The following is a 17,582-nucleotide window of genomic DNA, read 5'->3' on the forward strand; positions in this document are numbered from 1 at the left end:
GGCGATTCGGGTTAGAACCCGAATCGCCACTCACGACCAGCGTGAGGATCAAGCGGGGGCGACGGTCTTCCGCACACCCGCGGCCAGCTCGGCCGAAAGCTCCCGAACCGCGTCCAGTCCGCTCGCGGCGGCGGTCACCAGCGCGGAGCCGACGATGACACCGTCCGCGAAACCGGCGACCTGCGCAGCCTGCTCGCCGGACCGGACGCCGAGCCCGACGCCGATCGGCAGGTCCGTATGCGCGCGGGTGCGCGCGACCAGATCCTCGGCGTGCACGCCGACCTGGTCACGAGCGCCTGTCACGCCCATCACCGCGGTGGCGTACACGAAACCGGATGCGGCCTCGACGGTCTTCGCGATCCGCTCCTCCGAGGAGGACGGCGCGACCAGGAAGATCCGGTCCAGACCATGCTGCTCGGAGGCGGCCATCCACTCGTCGGCCTCGTCCGGGATCAGGTCCGGGGTGATCATGCCGAGCCCGCCCGCGGCGGCGAGGTCCCGCGCGAAGCGGTCGACGCCGTAGCGGTGCACCGGGTTCCAGTAGGTCATCACGACGGCCTTGCCGCCGCGCGACGACACCGACTCGACGACCTCGAACAGGTGCTTGAGCCTGAAGCCGCCGGAAAGCGCGCTCACCGACGCGGCCTGGATGGTCGGGCCGTCCATGACCGGGTCCGAGTAGGGCACGCCCACCTCGACCAGGTCGGCGCCGCCGTCGACCACCGCGGCCAGCAGGTCCTTCGACCCGTCGACCGTCGGGAAACCTGCCGGGAGATACCCGATCAGCGCTCCACGCCCCTCCGCGCGCGTCGCCGCGAAGAGCTCCTTCAACCCGCTCATGCGTTCTCCACCAGGCCGAAGTACTTCGCGGCCGTGTCCATGTCCTTGTCGCCACGACCGGACAGGTTCACGATGATCAGCCCCTCGGGACCGAGTTCGCGGCCGAGCACCAGCGCGCCCGCCAGCGCGTGCGCCGACTCGATCGCCGGGATGATGCCCTCGGTGCGCGAAAGCAGCTTGAACGCGTCCATCGCCTCGGCGTCGGTCACCGGCCGGTACTCGGCGCGGCCGCTGTCCTTGAGCCACGAGTGCTCCGGGCCGACACCCGGGTAGTCGAGGCCCGCGGAGATCGAGTGCGACTCGACGGTCTGGCCGTCCTCGTCCTGCAGCAGGTACGTCATCGCGCCGTGCAGGTTGCCCGGTGTGCCCTTGGTCAGCGTGGCGCCGTGGCGGTTGCCCTCGATGCCCTCGCCGCCCGGCTCGAGACCGACGAGACGGACTTCCGGGTCGTCGATGAAGCCGTGGAAGATGCCGATCGCGTTCGACCCGCCGCCGACGCAGGCCGCGACGGCGTCCGGCAGGCGCCCGGCCTGCTCCAGGATCTGGACGCGGGCCTCCTCGCCGATGATCTTGTGGAAGTTCCGCACCATCATCGGGAACGGGTACGGGCCCGCCGCCGTGCCGAACAGGTAGTGCGTGGTGTCGGCGTTGGTGACCCAGTCGCGCAGGGCCTCGTTGATCGCGTCCTTGAGCGTGCGCGAACCGGTCTTCACCGGGACGACCTCGGCGCCGAGCAGCTTCATGCGCGCCACGTTCAGCGCCTGCCGCTCGGTGTCGACCTCACCCATGTAGACGATGCATTCCAGGTCCAGCAGCGCGCAGGCGGTGGCGGTGGCCACGCCGTGCTGCCCGGCCCCGGTCTCGGCGATGACCCGCTTCTTGCCCATCCGCTTGGTGAGCAACGCCTGGCCCAGCACGTTGTTGATCTTGTGCGAACCGGTGTGGTTCAGATCCTCGCGCTTGAGGAAGATCCGGGCGCCGCCGGCGTGCTCACCGAAGCGCTTGGCCTCGGTGAGCAGCGACGGGCGACCGGCGTAGTCACGCAGCAGACGCCGGAACTCGTTGACGAAGTCCGGGTCGTTCCGCGCCTTGTCGTACTCGGCCGCGACCTCGTCGACGACGCCGATCAGGGCCTCCGGCATGAACCGGCCGCCGTACGGGCCGTAGTAGCCCCGGTCGTCCGGATCGTGCTTGCCGTGGGGTTCTTCGTGGTACTCAATGGTCATCGGGAAGGCCTCGGGCAGGCAGGGTGCGATCCGGCGGTGACGAGCTTGACCAGCGCACCCTTGGGGTCGCCCGAAGCTACGAGCCCTTCGCCCACCAGGACGGCGTCGGCACCGTGACCCGCGTAAGACATCAGGTCGCCGGGGCCGCGCACACCGGACTCGGCGATCTTGAAGACGTCCATCGGCAGACCGGGGGCCAGCCGCGAGAAGACGTCCCGGTCGACCTCGAGGGTGTGCAGGTTGCGGGCGTTGACGCCGATCACCTTCGCGCCGGCTTCGAGGGCCTTGTCGGCCTCTTCGGCGTTGTGGATCTCGACCAGCGCGGTCATCCCGAGGGATTCGACCCGGTCCAGCAACGCGATCAGGGCGTTCTGCTCCAGGGCCGCCACGATCAGCAGGACCATGTCCGCGCCGTGCAGCCGCGCCTCGTGGACCTGGTACGGGCTGACGATGAAGTCCTTGCGCAGCACCGGGATGTCGACAGCCGCGCGGACCGCGTCGAGGTCGGCGAGCGAACCGCCGAACCGGCGCTGCTCGGTCAGCACGCTGATCACCCTGGCGCCGCCGTCGGCGTAGTCCTTCGCCAGCGCGGCCGGATCGGGGATCTCGGCCAGGTCACCCTTGGAGGGGCTGCGCCGCTTCACCTCGGCGATGACGCCGATACCGGACTCACGCAGGGCCGCGAGCACGTCACGTGGGGGCGCGACCTGGGTCGCGCGCTTCTTCAGTTCGTCGAACGGCAGAACCGCCTCGCGCTCGGCGAGATCGGCACGGACGCCGGCGACGATGTCATCGAGCACGCTCACCGGAGTTCCTCACCGGCCGTCGTACTCACGGATTCCTTCGCAAGGTCGCTCACAAAAACCTTCCCCTTCCCGCCGAAACGATGCTAACCCCCGCACGGATACGGCCTGGTTCCGGGTATGTCCGTTACTCCGAATGCCAACCGTGTCATCTTTCGCGGCGTAGATCTCGAAAACGCGCGTTTTCCGCGGCCATCACCGGGTCGCGGTGGGATCTTCGCCTTCGGACAGCGCCTCCCACAGCTCGGTTTCCGGATCCTTGGCGGCCTTCTTCTTCGCCCCCGGCGCCGAGTACTTCGCGCCGAGACGAGGCATCCGGCCCGCACCCTTGATGGCTGCCAACCCGCCCGCCGTCACGAGAATTCCCCCGAGGATCGCGAGACCGCGGGCTCCCACCAGCTGAGCGACGGGCAGACCGTCGGCGAAGCCACTGAACGAGCCGCCCGCCACGCCGATCCACACCGCGGCGACACCGGCCACGGCGAGTACCACGCCGAGCACCCGGCGTGGCCAGCCGCCGGTGGCGATCAGCCCGGCCGTGCCGGCGAGCGCCAGCAACGCGAGCGGAATCAGCGCGACGGCACGCTGTGAACCGGTTTCCGTGTACAGCACCGTGCCGCGCACACCGCCGTCGCGGAACTCCGCGAACCACACGAGCTGCGAAGAACCCCACAGCGCGACCGCCCCCAGCAGCAGCCCCACCACGGCGATCCACAGTGGACGCTTGGCCTTCTTCGCCGGGGCCTCAGACACGAGTGCGGTCACCCGCCGGGTCGAGTTCGTCCGCTGCGATCATCGTCTGCGCCGCCGCCACGGCGGACAGCACGGTGCGGGCCTTGTTGAGCGACTCGTTGTCCTCGTAGTCGGCCACCGAATCGGCGACGACTCCCCCGCCCGCCTGGACGTACGCGGTGCCGTCCTTCATCAGCGCGGTGCGGATCGCGATCGCGGTGTCGGCGTCCCCGGCGAAGTCGAGATATCCGACGACGCCGCCGTAGAGCGCCCTGCGGGTCGGCTCCAGTTCCTCGATCAGCTGCATCGCGCGGACCTTCGGCGCACCCGAGAGCGTCCCTGCCGGGAAACAGGCGGCGACGGCGTCGAAAGCCGTCTTGTCGTCGAGGAGTTCGCCGGTGACCGTGGAGACGATGTGCATGACGTGGCTGTAGCGCTCGACGTCGAAGAAGTCGACGACGCGCACGGTGCCGGGCTTGCAGACCTTGCCGAGGTCGTTGCGGCCGAGGTCGACGAGCATCAGGTGCTCGGCGCGTTCCTTCTCGTCCGCCAGCAGGTCCTTGGCCAGCTGCGCGTCCTCCTCCGGGTCGGCGCCGCGCCAGCGGGTACCCGCGATCGGATGCGTGGTCGCGCGGCCGTCCCGCACGGTGACCAGCGACTCCGGGCTGGACCCGACGATGTCGAAGCCGTCCAGGCGCAGCAGGTACATGTACGGGCTCGGATTGGACGTGCGCAGGACACGGTAGACGTCCAGCGCGTCGGCCTGGGTCTCGATCTCGAATCGTTGCGACGGCACGATTTGGAACGCTTCGCCCGCCTTGATCGCCTCGACCGCCTTCTCGACGGCCGCGTGGAAGTCCGGCTTGGAGCGGCGGCGGGTGAATTCGGGCGCGGGACGGTCGAAGACGGCGGCCGTGGCCGGGGCCGCGACGTGCAGCTGCTTGGTCATCGCGTTCAAACGCGCGACGGCGTCGTCGTACGCCGCGTCGACGCGCTCGGCCGAGTCGTCCCAGTTGACCGCGTTGGCGATCAGCGTGACGGTGCCCTCGTGGTGGTCGAAGGCGGCCAAGTCGGTCGCCAGGAGCATGGTGAGCTCGGGGATGTCGAGGTCGCGTTCGGCGAGTTCGGGGAGCCGTTCGAGCCAGCGGACGGCGTCGTAGCCGATGTAGCCGACCATGCCGCCGGTGAGCGGCGGCATCCCGGGCAGCTGCTCGGTGTGGAGCGCGGCGACGGTCTCACGCAGCACGGTGAGCGGGTCGCCTCCGGTCGGCAGGCCGACCGGCGGGGTGCCGGTCCAGACGGCCTGGCCGTCACGCACGGTCAGCGCGGCGGGGCTGTCCACGCCGATGAACGACCATCGGCTCCAGGAAGCGCCGTTCTCCGCCGATTCGAAGAGGAACGTCCCCGGCCGGTCGGCGGCGAGCTTGCGGTAGACCCCGATGGGGGTCTCACCGTCGGCGAGCACGCGGCGGACAACGGGGATGACGCGACGGCCCTCGGCGAGCGCGCGGAACTCGTCGCGCGAAGGGCTGACCGAGCCGAGCCCCGACGGGCTGGCGTTTGCGGCGCTGACCATGTCGCTCATTGTGCTGCAACGCCCGTGGGAGGCGGGACGCGGGGATGAATTCAAGGAATGTTGAATTCAGGGCCGGGTCCGTCCATGATGACGCCATGGCTGGTGAAGACACTACCGCTCGGCGCCGGGGACGGCGGCCCGGCGGACAGGACACCCGCACCGCGCTGCTCGAGGCGGCCCGCGCGGTGTTCGGCGAGAGCGGCTTCGACGGCGCGACGGTGCGCGCGATCGCGACGCGCGCCGGGGTCGACGCGGCGATGGTGAACCACTGGTTCGGCAGCAAGGAAGGACTGTTCGCCCAGGCCGTGCTGAAACTGCCGTTCGAGCCGCACGAACTCCTCGCGGAACTTCGGGACGGGCCAGACGAGGAGTTCGGCCGCCGGATCGTGCGCACCTTCCTCACCCGGTGGGACGGCGCGGGCGGTGACGTGTTCCAGGCGCTCGTCCGCAGCGTCGCCGGGCACGAGCAGGCCGCGCTGGTGCTGCGCGGGTTCTTCCAGAACTTCTTCACGAAGGTCATCGGTGAGCTGGGCTCGGACCGAGTCGAACTGCGGACGACCCTGTGCGCGTCACAGCTGGTCGGGATGGGGATGATCCGGTACGTCGCGAGGTTCGAGCCGATGGCTTCGAGCGAGATCGAGCCGTTGGTGACCGCGATCGCGCCGACGATGCAGCGGTATCTGACCGGAAAGGTCGACTGAGCCCGCCCGTGAAGGCCTCCTTGCCTACCCTGAAGGTAGCGAAGGAGGCCTTCACTACCCGCCGGGCGAATGGCGACGAATCCTGCGAGGCGGACGACACGCGTGCTTGGAGGCGCGACACGCGTGACCAGAGGCGCGACTCGCGTGCTTGGAGGCGGAACTCGCGGGCCGAGTGTCATCCGGCCCGATCGGTGTCGTCGGATCAGGCCGTGTCCGGCTCGATCTCCTTGACGGGAACGGTGTGGAGCCGGTCCTTGAAGAACCGTCCGCGCGGGAAGAGCACGATCATGTCCGTTTCCTCGCCGCCGACGAAGACGGGGACTTTCTCGAGTCCCTCGAAGCGAGGAGCGATCCGCAGCGACCGTCGCGTCTGAAGCAGCTTGTAACCGCGCTCGGGATAGACGTCGATCCTGGGGAACAACCAGCCAGGCCGCACCGTCGCCGTGGCCTCGCGCAAGCCGGCCTTCAAGGCCGAGCGATACCGGCCCCGCCAGAGCCAGGCGGCGTACAGGCACGCCGGGAAGCCGAAGAAGCCCGCCGTGGACAACGGCATCAGCAACTCGTATCCGGTCCCGTCGGCGACTATCCGGCAGGAGATGAAGAAGACCATCCAGAACACCGACAACGCCAGGGCGCGCACCTTGAAACGCGTCAGGTTCTCGATCAGGGGGACGGCCACATCGTCATGGATCGTCAGCGGGGCAACGCCTTCGACGGCATCACCATCCGAAGTGGACCGAGGTCGCCCTGCGACGCGCGGTCGTCGTCTCGGACGGTCACGCTCGGCCGGTCTTCGCCTTCCCACCGCCGGTCAGCCCGCGGCCAGCACCGCGATCAGCGCCAGCGTGCCGGGGACCACCTGCACGAAGAAGATCTTCTTGCTCGCCGTCGCCGTCCCGTAGAGCCCCGCCACGATCACGCAGGCGAGGCCGAAGATCTTGAACTGCCAGGCGGTGCTGCCGGTCGCGATCAGGCCCCAGATCAGCGCGGCGGCCAGGAAACCGTTGTACAGCCCCTGATTGGCCGCCAGCGTCGTGGTCTCCTTCGCGAACTCCTCGGTCGTGCCGAAGGAGGCGCGGGCGCGCGGGGTGGTCCACAGGAACATCTCCAGCACGACGATGTACAGGTGGATCAGGGCGACGATGCCGACCAGCACGTTGGCGACGATATTCACGGGTTCTCGCTCTCGTCGGCCAGCAGCAGCCGTTCGTCGGTGTCGAAACAGGTGTGCGTGCCGGTGTGACAGGCCGGGCCGGTCTGGTCGACGCGCAGGAGGACGGTATCGCCGTCGCAGTCGATCCGCACCTCGCGCACGTGCTGGACATGGCCGGATGTCTCGCCCTTGACCCACAGTTCCTTGCGGCTGCGCGAATAATAGGTGCCGCGCCGCGTCGTGAGGGTGCGTTCGAGCGCCTCGTCGTCCATCCACGCCATCATCAGGACGTCCGATGTGGAGTGTTCGACGACGACGGCGGCGATCAGCCCGTCGGCGTTGCGCTTCAAGCGATCCGAGAGGGCGGGGTCAAGCGTCATTCGTGGCTCCGAGAAGGTGCCGTTTCACCGGCATCGAGTTGAGCAGGACCGCCGTGTAGATGTACCCGGCGAACAGCAGCCCGGAGACGATCTTCACCCAGAAGAGTTCCGCCGCCAGCATGGACAACGCGTGCAGCAACCCGAACAGGAAGCTGACGCCGAAACCGGCGAACCGCGCCGAAGACATCTTCAGCACCAATCCCGCCACGACGAGTCCGCCGAGGACCAGCGACGTCCCCGGCAGCAGGAACGTCCGCGCGGTGGAGTACGGCGCGAACATGAGGATCGCGGCCATCGCGAGGTAGGCGAGGGCGAGCCCGAGCAGCAGCGCGCAGACGACCTTGACCTCGGTGGAGGCCTTCCATTTGGCCAAGATCACCGGACCACGACTCCCCCGGCGCGCAGCGCGCTCTTGACCTCGCCGATCTTCAACTGTCCGAAGTGGAACACACTGGCCGCGAGCACCGCGTCCGCGCCTGCCTCGACGGCGGGCAGGAAGTGCTCGAGCGCGCCGGCGCCACCGCTGGCGATCACCGGGACCCGGACCGCCGCCCGCACCTGGCTCAGGAGTTCGAGGTCGAAGCCGTTCTTGGTGCCGTCGGCGTCCATCGAGTTGAGCAGGATCTCGCCGACGCCCAGTTCCTCGCCGCGCGCGGCCCACTCGACGGCGTCGATCCCGGTGCCGCGGCGCCCGCCGTGCGTGGTCACCTCGAAACCGGACGGGGTCGGTTCGGTCCCCTCGGGGACCCGGCGCGCGTCCACCGACAGGACGACGCACTGCGCGCCGAACCGGCGGGACGCCTCGCGCAGGAACTCCGGCCGCGCGATGGCGGCGGTGTTGATGCTCACCTTGTCCGCGCCGGTGCGCAGCAACCGGTTGACGTCGTCGTTCGTGCGCACGCCCCCGCCGACGGTGAGCGGGATGAACACCTGTTCCGCGGTCCGGCGGACGACGTCGAAGGTGGTCTCACGGTCCCCGGAGGACGCCGTGACGTCGAGGAACGTGAGCTCGTCCGCGCCCTCGGCGTCGTACAGCCTGGCGAGTTCGACGGGGTCGCCGGCGTCGCGCAGGTCGGCGAAGTTGACGCCCTTCACCACACGGCCCGCGTCGACGTCGAGACACGGGATGACCCTGACTGCGACTGACATGGGGACAAGCGTAGTCAAGACCCGTTCTAAGCTCGCGGGATGGCACAGGCGGGGCGGCGGCCGGGGCAGACCGAGACGCGGGAGGAGATCCTCGACGCGGCGAGGCGCAGGTTCGCCGAACAGGGCTACGACGGGGCGACCGTCCGCGCCATCGCGGCCGACGCCGGGGTCAACGCGGCCCTGCTGCACCATTTCTTCGGCACCAAGCAACGGCTCTTCGCCGCGTCGATGAATCTGCCGGTGGACCCTGGCGAGCTGGTCCCCCGGATCCTCGAAGGCCCCGAAGATGAGATCGGCGAGCGCCTCGTCCGCGCGTTCCTCGGCCTCTGGCAGGCCCCGGACGGCCGCGCGCCGTTCCTGGCGATGATCCGCTCCGCGACCACCAACGAGCAGGTCGCGACCATGATGCGGCAGTTCCTGGAGCGGGCGGTACTGGCGCGGGTCGCCGAAGCGCGCGGCGTGCCGAAGGTGCGGGTGGCCGGGATCGCCGCGCAGATGATCGGGTTCGCGCTGCTGCGCTACGTCATCGGGCTCCCGCCGCTGGTCAACGCCTCGGAGGAGGAGATCGTCGCGATGCTGGCCCCGGTCGCGCAGTACTACCTGACCCCCGGCGCCGAGAAAGTTCGGCTCCCGATGCATCAGCGGGGTGGTCTCGCGCGTCACTAGTAGCGAGACCACCGGCTGAGGGGGACACGTGCCTGCGACCTTCGACGAGTTCGTCGCGGATCGCCTGGACGGCCTCCTGCGCTACGCGACCGTCCTGACCGACGATCCGTACCTGGCGCAGGACATCGTCCAGGAGGTGCTGCTGCGTGCTCAGGAACGCTGGCCGAAGATCGACTCGCCGCCGACGTACGTCCGCCGGATGGTGACCAACGAGTACCTCTCGTGGCGGAGGCGGCTGGCGGTCCGCCGGGTGACGCCGTCGTCACCGGAAGCGCTCGACCTGATGAGCCCGCCGGTCTCCGATCACGCCATCGAGTACGACGAACGCGACGCGATGCTGGACCGGCTCGCGAAGCTCCCGCGCAAGCAACGCGCCGCGATCGTGCTCCGCTACTACGAGAACTACTCCGACGAGGAGATCGGCGCGGTACTCCGCTGCGCGACGTCGACCGTGCGCAGCCAGATTTCGCGCGCGCTCGCGACGCTGCGGGAAACCGGGCAGTCCTCGTCCGTGCAGCCCACGGGAGCCCGCAAATGACCCGACTGAGTGACGAGCACACCGAGGACCTGATCCGGGAGAGCCTCGAACACCTGGCGACGCGGGCGCCCGACGGGGCCGAGATCCGCGACGCGCTGGCCCAACGGTCGCGAAGCCGTCCCAAGATGGCTTTGGCGCTGGTCGCGGCGGCGGTCGCGATCATCGCGCTCGGCGTGCCACTCGGCCTGCGGGCCTACACAACGGTCACGCCCGCCTCGCCACGCGACGCGGACTGGGCGGTGCTGCCGTACAAACCGGGCTGGCTTCCCGACGGTTTCAAGGAGATGAGCCGCTCCGCGAAGCCTTATCCGGCGCCTCAGACCAGGACGTGGAGTGGCGGCGAGGCGGGCCAGGTCCAGCTGACCACCACTCCGCTGGACGAGCGGCGCGGGCCGTGGACGATCGCGCCCGCCCCGAACCAGATCATCGTGCACGGCAGGGTCGGCATGGTCTCGGAGGTCTACGGCGACGCGACGATGCTGACCTGGTCACCCGACGACGCGTACGTGCTGAACTTGACCCTGCACGGTGTGCGGGACGCGCGCGGCGTGGGTCAGCGGATCGCGGACGAGATGGTCGGGGACGGCCGTGCCCGGGTGTCGGGCGAACTGCGGTTCGGCAGGTTGCCCGCCGGCCTGGAGCTGTCCGGGGTGAACCTGGCCATGATGGTCGACGGGGGCACGACCGAGCTCGAAGCCACCCGTGCCGGGCAGCCCAGCGCGGCGGCGGTGGTCACGGCGAGCCTCGGCGGCCAACGGCCGGACGCGGGCGATGCCGCGCCCGTGCCGCTCAAGATCAGGGGCCTCGACGGTTTCGCCCTCCCCGCGCGGAACGGGCGGGGAGGGCAGCTGGACGAAACGGTCGCCGTCCAGGTCGAAGGCGGGCGCTGGCTCACCGTGTCGGGCAAACGGGACCGGGCCACACTGGCCGACATCGCCGAGGGCCTGCAGATCATCCCCGGTGACTACAGCTGGTTCGGGAATCCGCCGGAATAGTGACGGGCGGGCGGCGGTTGTCGACGGCATGACGGACACCTACCGCTCCATCGCGTTCACCGAGTACGGCGACTCCGGGGTCCTGCGCGTCCTCGAACGCGAGCTTCCCGCGCCGAGGCCCGGCCAGGTCCGGGTCGCCGTCCGGGCCGCGGGCGTGAACCCGATCGACTGGAAGATCCGGTCCGGGCTGATGGCGGAGGTGTACCCCGCGAAGTTCCCCGCCGTGCCCGGTGGGGACATCTCGGGCGTGATCGACGCGGTCGGCGAGGGAGTGTCCGGGTTCGCGGCCGGCGACGAGGTCATGGGGTCCGGCGCCGGCGGGTACGCGGAATACGTCCTCGCGGATCCGGCGAACCTGATCCGCAAGCCCGGGGCACTCTCCTGGGAGCTGGCCGCGGCGCTGCCGGCGGTCGTCAACACCGCCTACCGCGCCCTCAACCTTCTGGATCTCCAGAAGGGCGAGACGCTGCTCATCGACGGCGCGGCGGGCGGCGTCGGCACCATCGCCGTCCAGCTCGCCGTCGCGCGCGGGCTCACCGTCGTGGGCACCGCGAGCGAAGCGAACCACGATTACCTGCGCTCGCTGGGTGCCGTCCCAGTGCAGTACGGCGAAGGCCTCGCCGAGCGCGTACGCGACGTCGCGCCGCAGGGCGTCGACGCGTCCTTCGACGCCTCCGGACGCGGCTCGCTCGCCACCCTCGTCGAGCTGACCGGTGGCCCGAAGCGGGTCATCACCATCGCCGCGCCGGACGCGGCAGACCACGGCGTCCGCTTCACGTCGGGTTCTCCGGCCGAGCAGGTCCCCGGCTCGCTGGCCGAAGGCGCCGCGCTCGCCGCCGAAGGCAAGCTCGACCTGCCGATCGCCCGTGTGTACCCGCTCGCCGAAGCGGCCGCGGCCCAGGACGAAAGCGAAGGGGGCCACGTCCGGGGCAAGCTCGTCCTGGTCCCGTGAGCCTTCCCGCGACGGCGAGCTGGCTGCATCGGGACGCGAGGACCGGCCTCGAGGTCGCGTTCTTCCAAGAACACGAAGGCGGCTGGAGGATCAGCGGAGCAACGACAGCGGTCGAGGACGGCGAATCCTGGTTCGTCGAGTACGCGATCACCGTCGACGCCGCCTGGCATACGAGGTCGGCGGAGATCTCCGGCCGGTCGGCGAGCGGCGCCCGGCGGACGGTTCTCGAATCCGGCGGTGACGGACGCTGGCGGGTGGACGGGGTCGCGGATCCGCGGCTCGACGGCTGTTTCGACGTGGACCTCGAGTCGTCGTCGATGACGAACACGCTGCCAGTGCACCGGCTCGGCCTCGCTCCGGGCGCCGCCGCCGAGGCGCCCGCCGTGTACGTCCGTGCGGGCGACCTCGCCGTGGAGCGGCTCGAGCAGCGCTACGAGCGGATCGGTGACCGCGATTTCGCCTACGCGGCACCGGTCTTCGACTTCTCATGCGTACTGCGCTACGACCGGCACCTGCTGGTGCACGACTATCCGGGCATCGCCGTCCGGCTGTCCTGAAACACGCACCCCTTGACTCACGCTTCTCAACGAGCGCAGAATTAAACACATGGCTAATTCGGCGATCTCCGTGACAGGACTGAGGGTCGTCCGCGGCGGTCGCGAGGTCGTCAAGGACATCGCGTTCCGGACGCCGCGCGGGCGCGTCACCGGCCTGCTCGGGCCGAGCGGCTGCGGCAAGACGACGCTGATGCGTTCGATCGTCGGCGTGCAGATCGTCGCCGCGGGCGAGGTCACCGTGCTCGGCCATCCCGCGGGCAGCCCGCCGCTGCGGCGCCTGATCGGCTACGCCACCCAGAACCCGGCGATCTACGCCGACCTCACCATCACGGAAGCGTTGCGCTACTTCGCCTCCGTCCTCCGCGCGCCGATGTCCGATGTGGACAGGGTGATCGCCGAAGTCGGGCTGACCGACCACGCGGGCAAGCTGGTCGGCTCCTTGTCGGGCGGACAGCACAGCCGCGCCAACCTCGCCGTCGCACTGCTCGGAAAACCCGAACTGCTCGTCCTCGACGAACCGACCGTCGGCCTCGATCCCGTACTCCGCGACGAACTCTGGGCGCTGTTCCGCCGCCTCGCCGAGGGCGGGACGACGCTGCTCGTGTCCAGCCATGTCATGGACGAGGCAGCGCGATGCGACCGGCTGCTGCTCATGCGCGAAGGCCGCGTCCTCGCCGACGACACCCCGGCCGGGCTGCGCGAACGCACCGGCACGACCGATCTGGAACAGGCGTTCCTGCGGCTCGTCCGGGAGACGGAGATGACCTCGTGAACCCCACGCTGACACTCGCCACGGCCCGCCGCATCCTCCTTCAGCTACGGCACGATCCGCGCACCGTCGCGATGCTGATCGTCGTCCCGTCGCTGCTGATGGTGCTGCTGCGCTTCGTCTTCAACTCCGAAGCGGTGTTCAGCCGGGTCGCTCCGGCGCTGCTCGGCGTCTTCCCGTTCCTGATCATGTTCCTGATCACCTCGATCACCACGCTGCGCGAGCGCACCACGGCGACACTGGAAAGACTGATGACCCTGCCGATCGGCAGGATGGACCTCCTCTTCGGCTACGCGATCGCGTTCGGTTCGATCGCGATCGTGCAGGTCGGCGTCGCCGCCGGGATTTCGCTCGCCTGGCTGGGCCTCGACATCGCGGGCTCGATCGGGATGCTGCTGCTCATCGCCGTCCTCGACGCCCTCCTCGGGATGGCGCTCGGCCTGTTCGTGAGCGCGTTCGCGCGGACGGAGTTCCAGGCGGTGCAGTTCATGCCGCTGTTCGTGCTGCCGCAGATCCTGCTGTGCGGGCTGTTCGTGCCGCGCGGGGAAATGGGCTGGCTCCTGAACTGGCTTTCGAACGTGATGCCGCTTTCGTACGCCGTCGAAGCGCTCACGCGGGTCACCACGTCGGGCACCGTGGACGCGACACTCCTCTGGAACCTGATCATCGTCGGGGCGTGCGCACTGGCCGCGCTGGTGCTCGGCGCGGCGACCTTGCGCAGGCGGACAGCCTAGACTTTCCACATGGGATCGGAGTTCGAGCGGATCGCCGCCGAGAAGTACGTCGTCCTGACCACCTTCCGCAAGAACGGCACCCCGGTGCCGACCCCGGTCTGGGCGGCGGGCGACGGCGGCGAGCTGGTGCTCTGGTCCGAGCGGAAGGCGGGCAAGGTCAAGCGCATCCGCAACAGCGGCCGGGTCGAGGTCCAGGCCTGCGACTTCCGCGGTGCCAAGACCCATGGCGACGTCGTCGCGGGTGAGGCTCGGCTGCTGGACCTCGACGAGACCGAACGGGTGCGCAAGGTGATCGCGCGGAAGTACGGGATCACCGGGCGGGTCACGATGTTCTTCAGCAGGCTGCGGGGGCCGAAGGACCGGACCGTGGGCATCGCGATCAAGCTGGCGGAGTAGCCCTGGGTCTCGTGAGTGGTGAGGACGGTTAGAACCGTCCTCACCACTCACGAGGCCTGCAGCGCCCGCAGCGAGGCCGCCAGCGCCGCCGAGTCGTGGTCCGGCCCGCATCCCTCCACCAGGATCAGATCGCCGGGGATGTGGTCGGCCCGCAGCGGCAGGATCTCCCGGTACGCGGGCGAGTCGTACCACTCCCGCGCGGCGTCGAGGCTCGGGAACTCGATGAGCACGAGCGCCCCCGACCACTCCCCCTCGACGACGTGGACCCCGGCTCCGTGCACGAGGAACCTGCCGCCGAAGGGATCGAGCGTGGCCTGGATCCGTTCCATGTACTCGAAGACCTCTTCGGCCAGCACAGCGGCGGGGCGAAGGTGGGCGAGTCCGTAGGCGGTCATGATGTCCCTCCAGGTTTCGTTGTCTTGGAAGGAATCCTGACCGAGCCGCCGCGTGGCGTCGATTACCCGGGAGGTAAAGCTCAGAACTCCGCGACGGCCGCGAGCGCCTCGGGCAGGGTGAACGCGCCGGCGTAGAGCGCCTTGCCGACGATGGATCCCTCGACACCGTCGCGGGCCAGCGCGGCCAGCGCGCGGAGATCGTCCACACTGGACACACCACCGGAGGCGATGACCGGCGCGTCGGTGCGGGCGGCGACCTCGCGGAGCAGGTCGATGTTCGGCCCCTGGAGGGTGCCGTCCTTGCTCACGTCGGTGACGACGTAGCGCTGCGCGCCGTCGCGGTCGAGCCGGTCGAGGACCTCCCAGAGGTCACCGCCGTCCTGCGTCCAGCCGCGGGCGGACAGCCGGTGCCCGGCCTCGGTGATCCGCACGTCCAGCCCGATGGCGACGCGGTCGCCGTAGGAGGAGACGACCTTCGCGGTCCACTCCGGGTCCTCCAGCGCCGCGGTGCCGAGGTTGACGCGGCGGGCGCCGGTGGCCAGCGCGGCCTCCAGCGAGGCGTCGTCGCGGATGCCACCGGACAGCTCCACCTGGACGTCGAGCTTGGCCACGACGTCGGCGAGCAGTTCGCGGTTGGAACCCTTGCCGAACGCGGCGTCGAGGTCCACCAGATGGATCCACTCCGCACCGTCGCGCTGCCAGGCGAGCGCCGCCTCCAGCGGGCTGCCATAGGAGGTTTCGGTGCCGGCCTCGCCCTGGACGAGTCGCACGGCCTGGCCATCGGCCACATCAACGGCGGGAAGGAGCGTGAAAGTCACGCGCCCACTCTAAGACAGGGTGTTCAGCCAGTTGCGCAGCAGGTGCGCCCCGGCGTCCCCGGACTTCTCGGGGTGGAACTGGGTCGCCCAGAGCGGCCCGTTCTCGACGGCGGCGACGAAGTCCTGGCCGTGGTTCGCCCAGGTCACCTTGGGTTGCTGTCCGGCGAGGCCGGAGTCCAGTTCCCAGGTCCGCGCGGCGTAGGAGTGCACGAAGTAGAACCGCGTGTCCGCGTCCAGACCGGCGAACAACTGCGAGTCCTCGGGGGCGCGGACGGTGTTCCAACCCATGTGGGGCAGGACGTCGGCCTCCAGCTTGTCGACCGTGCCCGGCCACTCACCGGCGCCCTCGGCCTCCACGCCGTGCTCGACACCGCGTTCGAACAGGATCTGCATGCCGACGCAGATGCCCAGCACCGGACGGCCGCCGGCGAGGCGTTTGCCGATGATCTTCTCCCCCGACACCGACCGCAGCCCCTCCATACAGGCGGAGAAGGCGCCGACACCGGGGACGACCAGGCCGTCGGCCTCGAGGGCGGCATGCGGGTCGGCGGTGACCTCGACGTCGGCGCCGGCGCGCTGAAAAGCGCGTTCGGCGGACCGGAGGTTGCCGGACCCGTAGTCCAGGATCACCACGCGAGGAGTAGCCACGCGTCCCAGGTTAGCGGACCGGATTTTCTCCGGATTTCCTGTTTCGACGTTCACTCTTCTGGGTAATAACGCCTCCAAGTGAAAGGCCGGCGCAGGACCGCCCTGCACTTTTGGAGGAACGATGCAGGACGCCGACGACCTGACCCGCCTGCTCAGCGCCTGGCGCGAAGACATCGACAGCGTGCCTTTCCCTACCTTCGCGGAGCTGCTGATCCCGGCGCAGAAGCGGCGCTCCGCCCCGGCTCGGACGGCCACGGCATCGGTTCAGGTGACGAAGACCACCGGATGGCGGGATCGCTGACACTCGACTCCGGTCGCGTGTGTGGTTTTCTTCATAGGAAGACGCCCCACCGAGCCGACCAGGAGTGACCGCATGAGCAGCAGTCCGGATCCGCGCGACTTCCTCGATCTCGACGCCGAGCTCACCGCCGAGGACCGGGCCATGCGTGACGCAGTGCGCTCCTACGCCCAGGACCAGCTCCTGCCGAACGTCGCCGAGTGGTACGAGTCGGGCGCTCTGCCCGCCGCCGAGCTCGCCAAGGGGTTCGGGCAGCTCGGACTGCTCGGCATGCACCTGGAGGGTTACGGCTGCGCCGGGACCAGCGCCGTCGCCTACGGCATCGCCTGCCGCGAGCTGGAGGCCGTCGACTCCGGGTTGCGCAGCTTCGTCTCGGTGCAGGGCTCGCTGGCGATGTACGCGATCCACAAATGGGGCACCGAGGAGCAGAAACAGGAGTGGCTGCCCCGGATGGCCGCCGGTGAGGCGCTCGGCTGTTTCGGCCTGACCGAACCGGACGCCGGCAGCGACCCCGGCAGCATGCGGACCCGCGCGGTGCGCGACGGCTCGGACTGGGTGCTGAGCGGCACGAAGATGTGGATCACCAACGGAACCGTGGCCGACGTCGCGGTCGTCTGGGCGCGGACCGACGAAGGTGTGCGCGGTTTCGTCGTCCCCACGAACACGCCGGGCTTCACCGCGAACGAGGTCAAGCACAAGCTGTCACTGCGCGCCTCGCTGACCGCGGAACTCGTGCTCGACGGCGTCCGCCTGCCGGATTCCGCCGCGTTCCCCGAGGTCAGGGGTCTGCGCGGGCCGCTGTCCTGCCTGAACGAAGCGCGCTACGGGATCCTGTTCGGCGTCGTCGGCGCCGCTCGCTCCTGCTACGAATCCGCGCTGGAGTACACGCTGAGCCGGGAACAGTTCGGCAAACCGCTGGCCGGGTTCCAGCTCACCCAGCGCAAGCTCGCCGATCTCGTCGTCGAGGTCAATCGCGCCGGTCTGGTCGCGCTGCGAATCGGGCGGCTCAAGGACGCCGGGACGCTGCACCACAACCACGTCAGCTTCGGCAAGCTCGCCAACGTCCGCTCCGCGCTGGAGGTCGCCAGGACCGCGCGCGCCATGCTCGGCGCCAACGGGATTTCGCTGGAATACCCCGTGATGCGGCATATGTCGAACCTGGAAACCGTGCTGACCTACGAAGGCACCGAAGAGATGCACGCGCTCTCGCTCGGCCAGTCGGTCACCGGTCTGGCCGCCTTCCGCTGAGCCGCCGG

The 17,582-nt window shown here is 69.6% G+C and carries 24 protein-coding genes; 11 read left to right on the forward strand and 13 right to left on the reverse strand.

Going from position 1 to position 17,582, the window contains the following annotated elements; all coding sequences use genetic code 11:
• Positions 1 to 48: 48 nt before the first annotated feature.
• The 5 genes from trpA to AC069H_RS30810 form a co-directional block, all read right to left on the reverse strand.
• A complete protein-coding gene (gene trpA, locus AC069H_RS30790) occupies positions 49 to 840 on the reverse strand; it encodes a tryptophan synthase subunit alpha (RefSeq protein WP_478234655.1) in 792 nt (263 codons plus the stop codon).
• Positions 837 to 2,084: a tryptophan synthase subunit beta gene (gene trpB / locus AC069H_RS30795; protein ID WP_478234735.1), complete on the reverse strand. Its 1,248-nt coding sequence runs from the start codon at positions 2,082 to 2,084 to the stop codon at positions 837 to 839. Before trpB ends, trpA begins: the two co-directional genes overlap by 4 nt.
• Positions 2,063 to 2,872 (reverse strand): indole-3-glycerol phosphate synthase TrpC, encoded by an 810-nt coding sequence (gene trpC / locus AC069H_RS30800; RefSeq protein WP_340687687.1) that lies wholly within the window; start codon positions 2,870 to 2,872, stop codon positions 2,063 to 2,065. The genes trpB and trpC overlap by 22 nt, the downstream gene beginning before the upstream one ends.
• 192 nt (positions 2,873 to 3,064) lie before the next feature.
• Positions 3,065 to 3,622, reverse strand: a complete 558-nt coding sequence (locus tag AC069H_RS30805) for a Trp biosynthesis-associated membrane protein (protein WP_478234656.1) — start codon at positions 3,620 to 3,622, stop codon at positions 3,065 to 3,067.
• The gene (locus AC069H_RS30810; RefSeq protein WP_478234657.1) at positions 3,615 to 5,177 is read right to left on the reverse strand and encodes an anthranilate synthase component I; all 1,563 of its coding nucleotides are present in this window, start codon (positions 5,175 to 5,177) and stop codon (positions 3,615 to 3,617) included. The genes AC069H_RS30805 and AC069H_RS30810 overlap by 8 nt, the downstream gene beginning before the upstream one ends.
• Positions 5,178 to 5,272: 95 nt before the next feature.
• Here AC069H_RS30810 and AC069H_RS30815 point away from each other — a divergent pair, with 95 nt between their 5' ends.
• Positions 5,273 to 5,878, forward strand: a complete 606-nt coding sequence (locus AC069H_RS30815; RefSeq protein WP_478234658.1) for a TetR/AcrR family transcriptional regulator — start codon at positions 5,273 to 5,275, stop codon at positions 5,876 to 5,878.
• 202 nt (positions 5,879 to 6,080) lie between these two features.
• Here AC069H_RS30815 and AC069H_RS30820 read toward each other — a convergent pair whose 3' ends face one another.
• From AC069H_RS30820 to hisF, 5 genes are all read right to left on the reverse strand, one after another.
• Positions 6,081 to 6,557 (reverse strand): hypothetical protein, encoded by a 477-nt coding sequence (locus AC069H_RS30820; protein ID WP_478234659.1) that lies wholly within the window; start codon positions 6,555 to 6,557, stop codon positions 6,081 to 6,083.
• A 132-nt stretch (positions 6,558 to 6,689) separates the two neighbouring features.
• Positions 6,690 to 7,052, reverse strand: coding sequence for a DUF1304 domain-containing protein (locus tag AC069H_RS30825; protein ID WP_478227188.1), 363 nt, complete (start codon positions 7,050 to 7,052; stop codon positions 6,690 to 6,692).
• Positions 7,049 to 7,411, reverse strand: coding sequence for a phosphoribosyl-AMP cyclohydrolase (gene hisI / locus AC069H_RS30830; protein WP_340687681.1), 363 nt, complete (start codon positions 7,409 to 7,411; stop codon positions 7,049 to 7,051). Before hisI ends, AC069H_RS30825 begins: the two co-directional genes overlap by 4 nt.
• A complete protein-coding gene (locus AC069H_RS30835; protein ID WP_478227189.1) occupies positions 7,401 to 7,790 on the reverse strand; it encodes a hypothetical protein in 390 nt (129 codons plus the stop codon). The genes hisI and AC069H_RS30835 overlap by 11 nt, the downstream gene beginning before the upstream one ends.
• A complete protein-coding gene (gene hisF / locus AC069H_RS30840; protein WP_340687679.1) occupies positions 7,787 to 8,560 on the reverse strand; it encodes an imidazole glycerol phosphate synthase subunit HisF in 774 nt (257 codons plus the stop codon). Before hisF ends, AC069H_RS30835 begins: the two co-directional genes overlap by 4 nt.
• Before the next feature lie 39 nt (positions 8,561 to 8,599).
• Between hisF and AC069H_RS30845 the strand changes: the two genes are divergently transcribed.
• Genes AC069H_RS30845 through AC069H_RS30880 form a run of 8 tightly spaced genes read left to right on the forward strand, consistent with a single transcriptional unit; the run spans position 8,600 to position 14,167 of the window.
• Complete coding sequence (locus tag AC069H_RS30845; protein WP_478234660.1) at positions 8,600 to 9,226, forward strand: TetR/AcrR family transcriptional regulator; 627 nt, start codon at positions 8,600 to 8,602, stop codon at positions 9,224 to 9,226.
• A 28-nt stretch (positions 9,227 to 9,254) separates the two neighbouring features.
• A complete protein-coding gene (locus tag AC069H_RS30850; RefSeq protein WP_478234661.1) occupies positions 9,255 to 9,764 on the forward strand; it encodes an RNA polymerase sigma factor in 510 nt (169 codons plus the stop codon).
• Entirely contained in the window at positions 9,761 to 10,759 is a 999-nt protein-coding gene (locus AC069H_RS30855; protein ID WP_478234662.1) for a hypothetical protein, read from the forward strand. The genes AC069H_RS30850 and AC069H_RS30855 overlap by 4 nt, the downstream gene beginning before the upstream one ends.
• Before the next feature lie 28 nt (positions 10,760 to 10,787).
• Entirely contained in the window at positions 10,788 to 11,711 is a 924-nt protein-coding gene (locus AC069H_RS30860; RefSeq protein ID WP_478234663.1) for an NADP-dependent oxidoreductase, read from the forward strand.
• The gene (locus AC069H_RS30865) at positions 11,708 to 12,268 is read left to right on the forward strand and encodes a putative glycolipid-binding domain-containing protein (protein ID WP_478234664.1); all 561 of its coding nucleotides are present in this window, start codon (positions 11,708 to 11,710) and stop codon (positions 12,266 to 12,268) included. The genes AC069H_RS30860 and AC069H_RS30865 overlap by 4 nt, the downstream gene beginning before the upstream one ends.
• Positions 12,269 to 12,317: 49 nt before the next feature.
• On the forward strand, positions 12,318 to 13,040 hold the full coding sequence (locus AC069H_RS30870; RefSeq protein ID WP_478234665.1) for an ABC transporter ATP-binding protein: 723 nt from the start codon (positions 12,318 to 12,320) through the stop codon (positions 13,038 to 13,040).
• A complete protein-coding gene (locus tag AC069H_RS30875; RefSeq protein WP_478227195.1) occupies positions 13,037 to 13,771 on the forward strand; it encodes an ABC transporter permease in 735 nt (244 codons plus the stop codon). The genes AC069H_RS30870 and AC069H_RS30875 overlap by 4 nt, the downstream gene beginning before the upstream one ends.
• Positions 13,772 to 13,780: 9 nt before the next feature.
• Entirely contained in the window at positions 13,781 to 14,167 is a 387-nt protein-coding gene (locus tag AC069H_RS30880; protein ID WP_340687671.1) for a PPOX class F420-dependent oxidoreductase, read from the forward strand.
• A gap of 47 nt (positions 14,168 to 14,214) precedes the next feature.
• Here AC069H_RS30880 and AC069H_RS30885 read toward each other — a convergent pair whose 3' ends face one another.
• From AC069H_RS30885 to hisH, 3 genes are all read right to left on the reverse strand, one after another.
• Positions 14,215 to 14,562, reverse strand: a complete 348-nt coding sequence (locus AC069H_RS30885) for a DUF1330 domain-containing protein (RefSeq protein ID WP_478234666.1) — start codon at positions 14,560 to 14,562, stop codon at positions 14,215 to 14,217.
• 80 nt (positions 14,563 to 14,642) lie between these two features.
• Positions 14,643 to 15,380: a bifunctional 1-(5-phosphoribosyl)-5-((5-phosphoribosylamino)methylideneamino)imidazole-4-carboxamide isomerase/phosphoribosylanthranilate isomerase PriA gene (gene priA / locus AC069H_RS30890; protein WP_007029948.1), complete on the reverse strand. Its 738-nt coding sequence runs from the start codon at positions 15,378 to 15,380 to the stop codon at positions 14,643 to 14,645.
• A gap of 9 nt (positions 15,381 to 15,389) precedes the next feature.
• Positions 15,390 to 16,013, reverse strand: coding sequence for an imidazole glycerol phosphate synthase subunit HisH (gene hisH, locus AC069H_RS30895; RefSeq protein WP_478234736.1), 624 nt, complete (start codon positions 16,011 to 16,013; stop codon positions 15,390 to 15,392).
• A 136-nt stretch (positions 16,014 to 16,149) separates the two neighbouring features.
• Here hisH and AC069H_RS30900 point away from each other — a divergent pair, with 136 nt between their 5' ends.
• Positions 16,150 to 16,329 (forward strand): hypothetical protein, encoded by a 180-nt coding sequence (locus tag AC069H_RS30900; protein ID WP_038510342.1) that lies wholly within the window; start codon positions 16,150 to 16,152, stop codon positions 16,327 to 16,329.
• 72 nt (positions 16,330 to 16,401) lie between these two features.
• Positions 16,402 to 17,574: an acyl-CoA dehydrogenase family protein gene (locus AC069H_RS30905; RefSeq protein ID WP_478234667.1), complete on the forward strand. Its 1,173-nt coding sequence runs from the start codon at positions 16,402 to 16,404 to the stop codon at positions 17,572 to 17,574.
• Positions 17,575 to 17,582 lie beyond the last annotated feature (8 nt).

The sequence above is a fragment of the Amycolatopsis sp. NPDC043887 genome (genome assembly GCF_056435665.1).

Bases quoted from the DNA above. Each gene is read 5' to 3' on its own strand.
- AC069H_RS30845 (WP_478234660.1), top strand. From the start codon at position 8,600: ATGGCACAGGCGGGGCGGCGGCCGGGGCAGACCGAGACGCGGGAGGAG.
- hisI (WP_340687681.1), bottom strand. From the start codon at position 7,411: ATGACGCTTGACCCCGCCCTCTCGGATCGCTTGAAGCGCAACGCCGAC.
- AC069H_RS30815 (WP_478234658.1), top strand. From the start codon at position 5,273: ATGGCTGGTGAAGACACTACCGCTCGGCGCCGGGGACGGCGGCCCGGC.
- trpA (WP_478234655.1), bottom strand. From the start codon at position 840: ATGAGCGGGTTGAAGGAGCTCTTCGCGGCGACGCGCGCGGAGGGGCGT.
- AC069H_RS30810 (WP_478234657.1), bottom strand. From the start codon at position 5,177: ATGGTCAGCGCCGCAAACGCCAGCCCGTCGGGGCTCGGCTCGGTCAGC.
- AC069H_RS30855 (WP_478234662.1), top strand. From the start codon at position 9,761: ATGACCCGACTGAGTGACGAGCACACCGAGGACCTGATCCGGGAGAGC.
- hisF (WP_340687679.1), bottom strand. From the start codon at position 8,560: ATGTCAGTCGCAGTCAGGGTCATCCCGTGTCTCGACGTCGACGCGGGC.
- AC069H_RS30880 (WP_340687671.1), top strand. From the start codon at position 13,781: ATGGGATCGGAGTTCGAGCGGATCGCCGCCGAGAAGTACGTCGTCCTG.
- AC069H_RS30860 (WP_478234663.1), top strand. From the start codon at position 10,788: ATGACGGACACCTACCGCTCCATCGCGTTCACCGAGTACGGCGACTCC.
- AC069H_RS30905 (WP_478234667.1), top strand. From the start codon at position 16,402: ATGAGCAGCAGTCCGGATCCGCGCGACTTCCTCGATCTCGACGCCGAG.
- AC069H_RS30900 (WP_038510342.1), top strand. From the start codon at position 16,150: ATGCAGGACGCCGACGACCTGACCCGCCTGCTCAGCGCCTGGCGCGAA.
- AC069H_RS30885 (WP_478234666.1), bottom strand. From the start codon at position 14,562: ATGACCGCCTACGGACTCGCCCACCTTCGCCCCGCCGCTGTGCTGGCC.
- AC069H_RS30870 (WP_478234665.1), top strand. From the start codon at position 12,318: ATGGCTAATTCGGCGATCTCCGTGACAGGACTGAGGGTCGTCCGCGGC.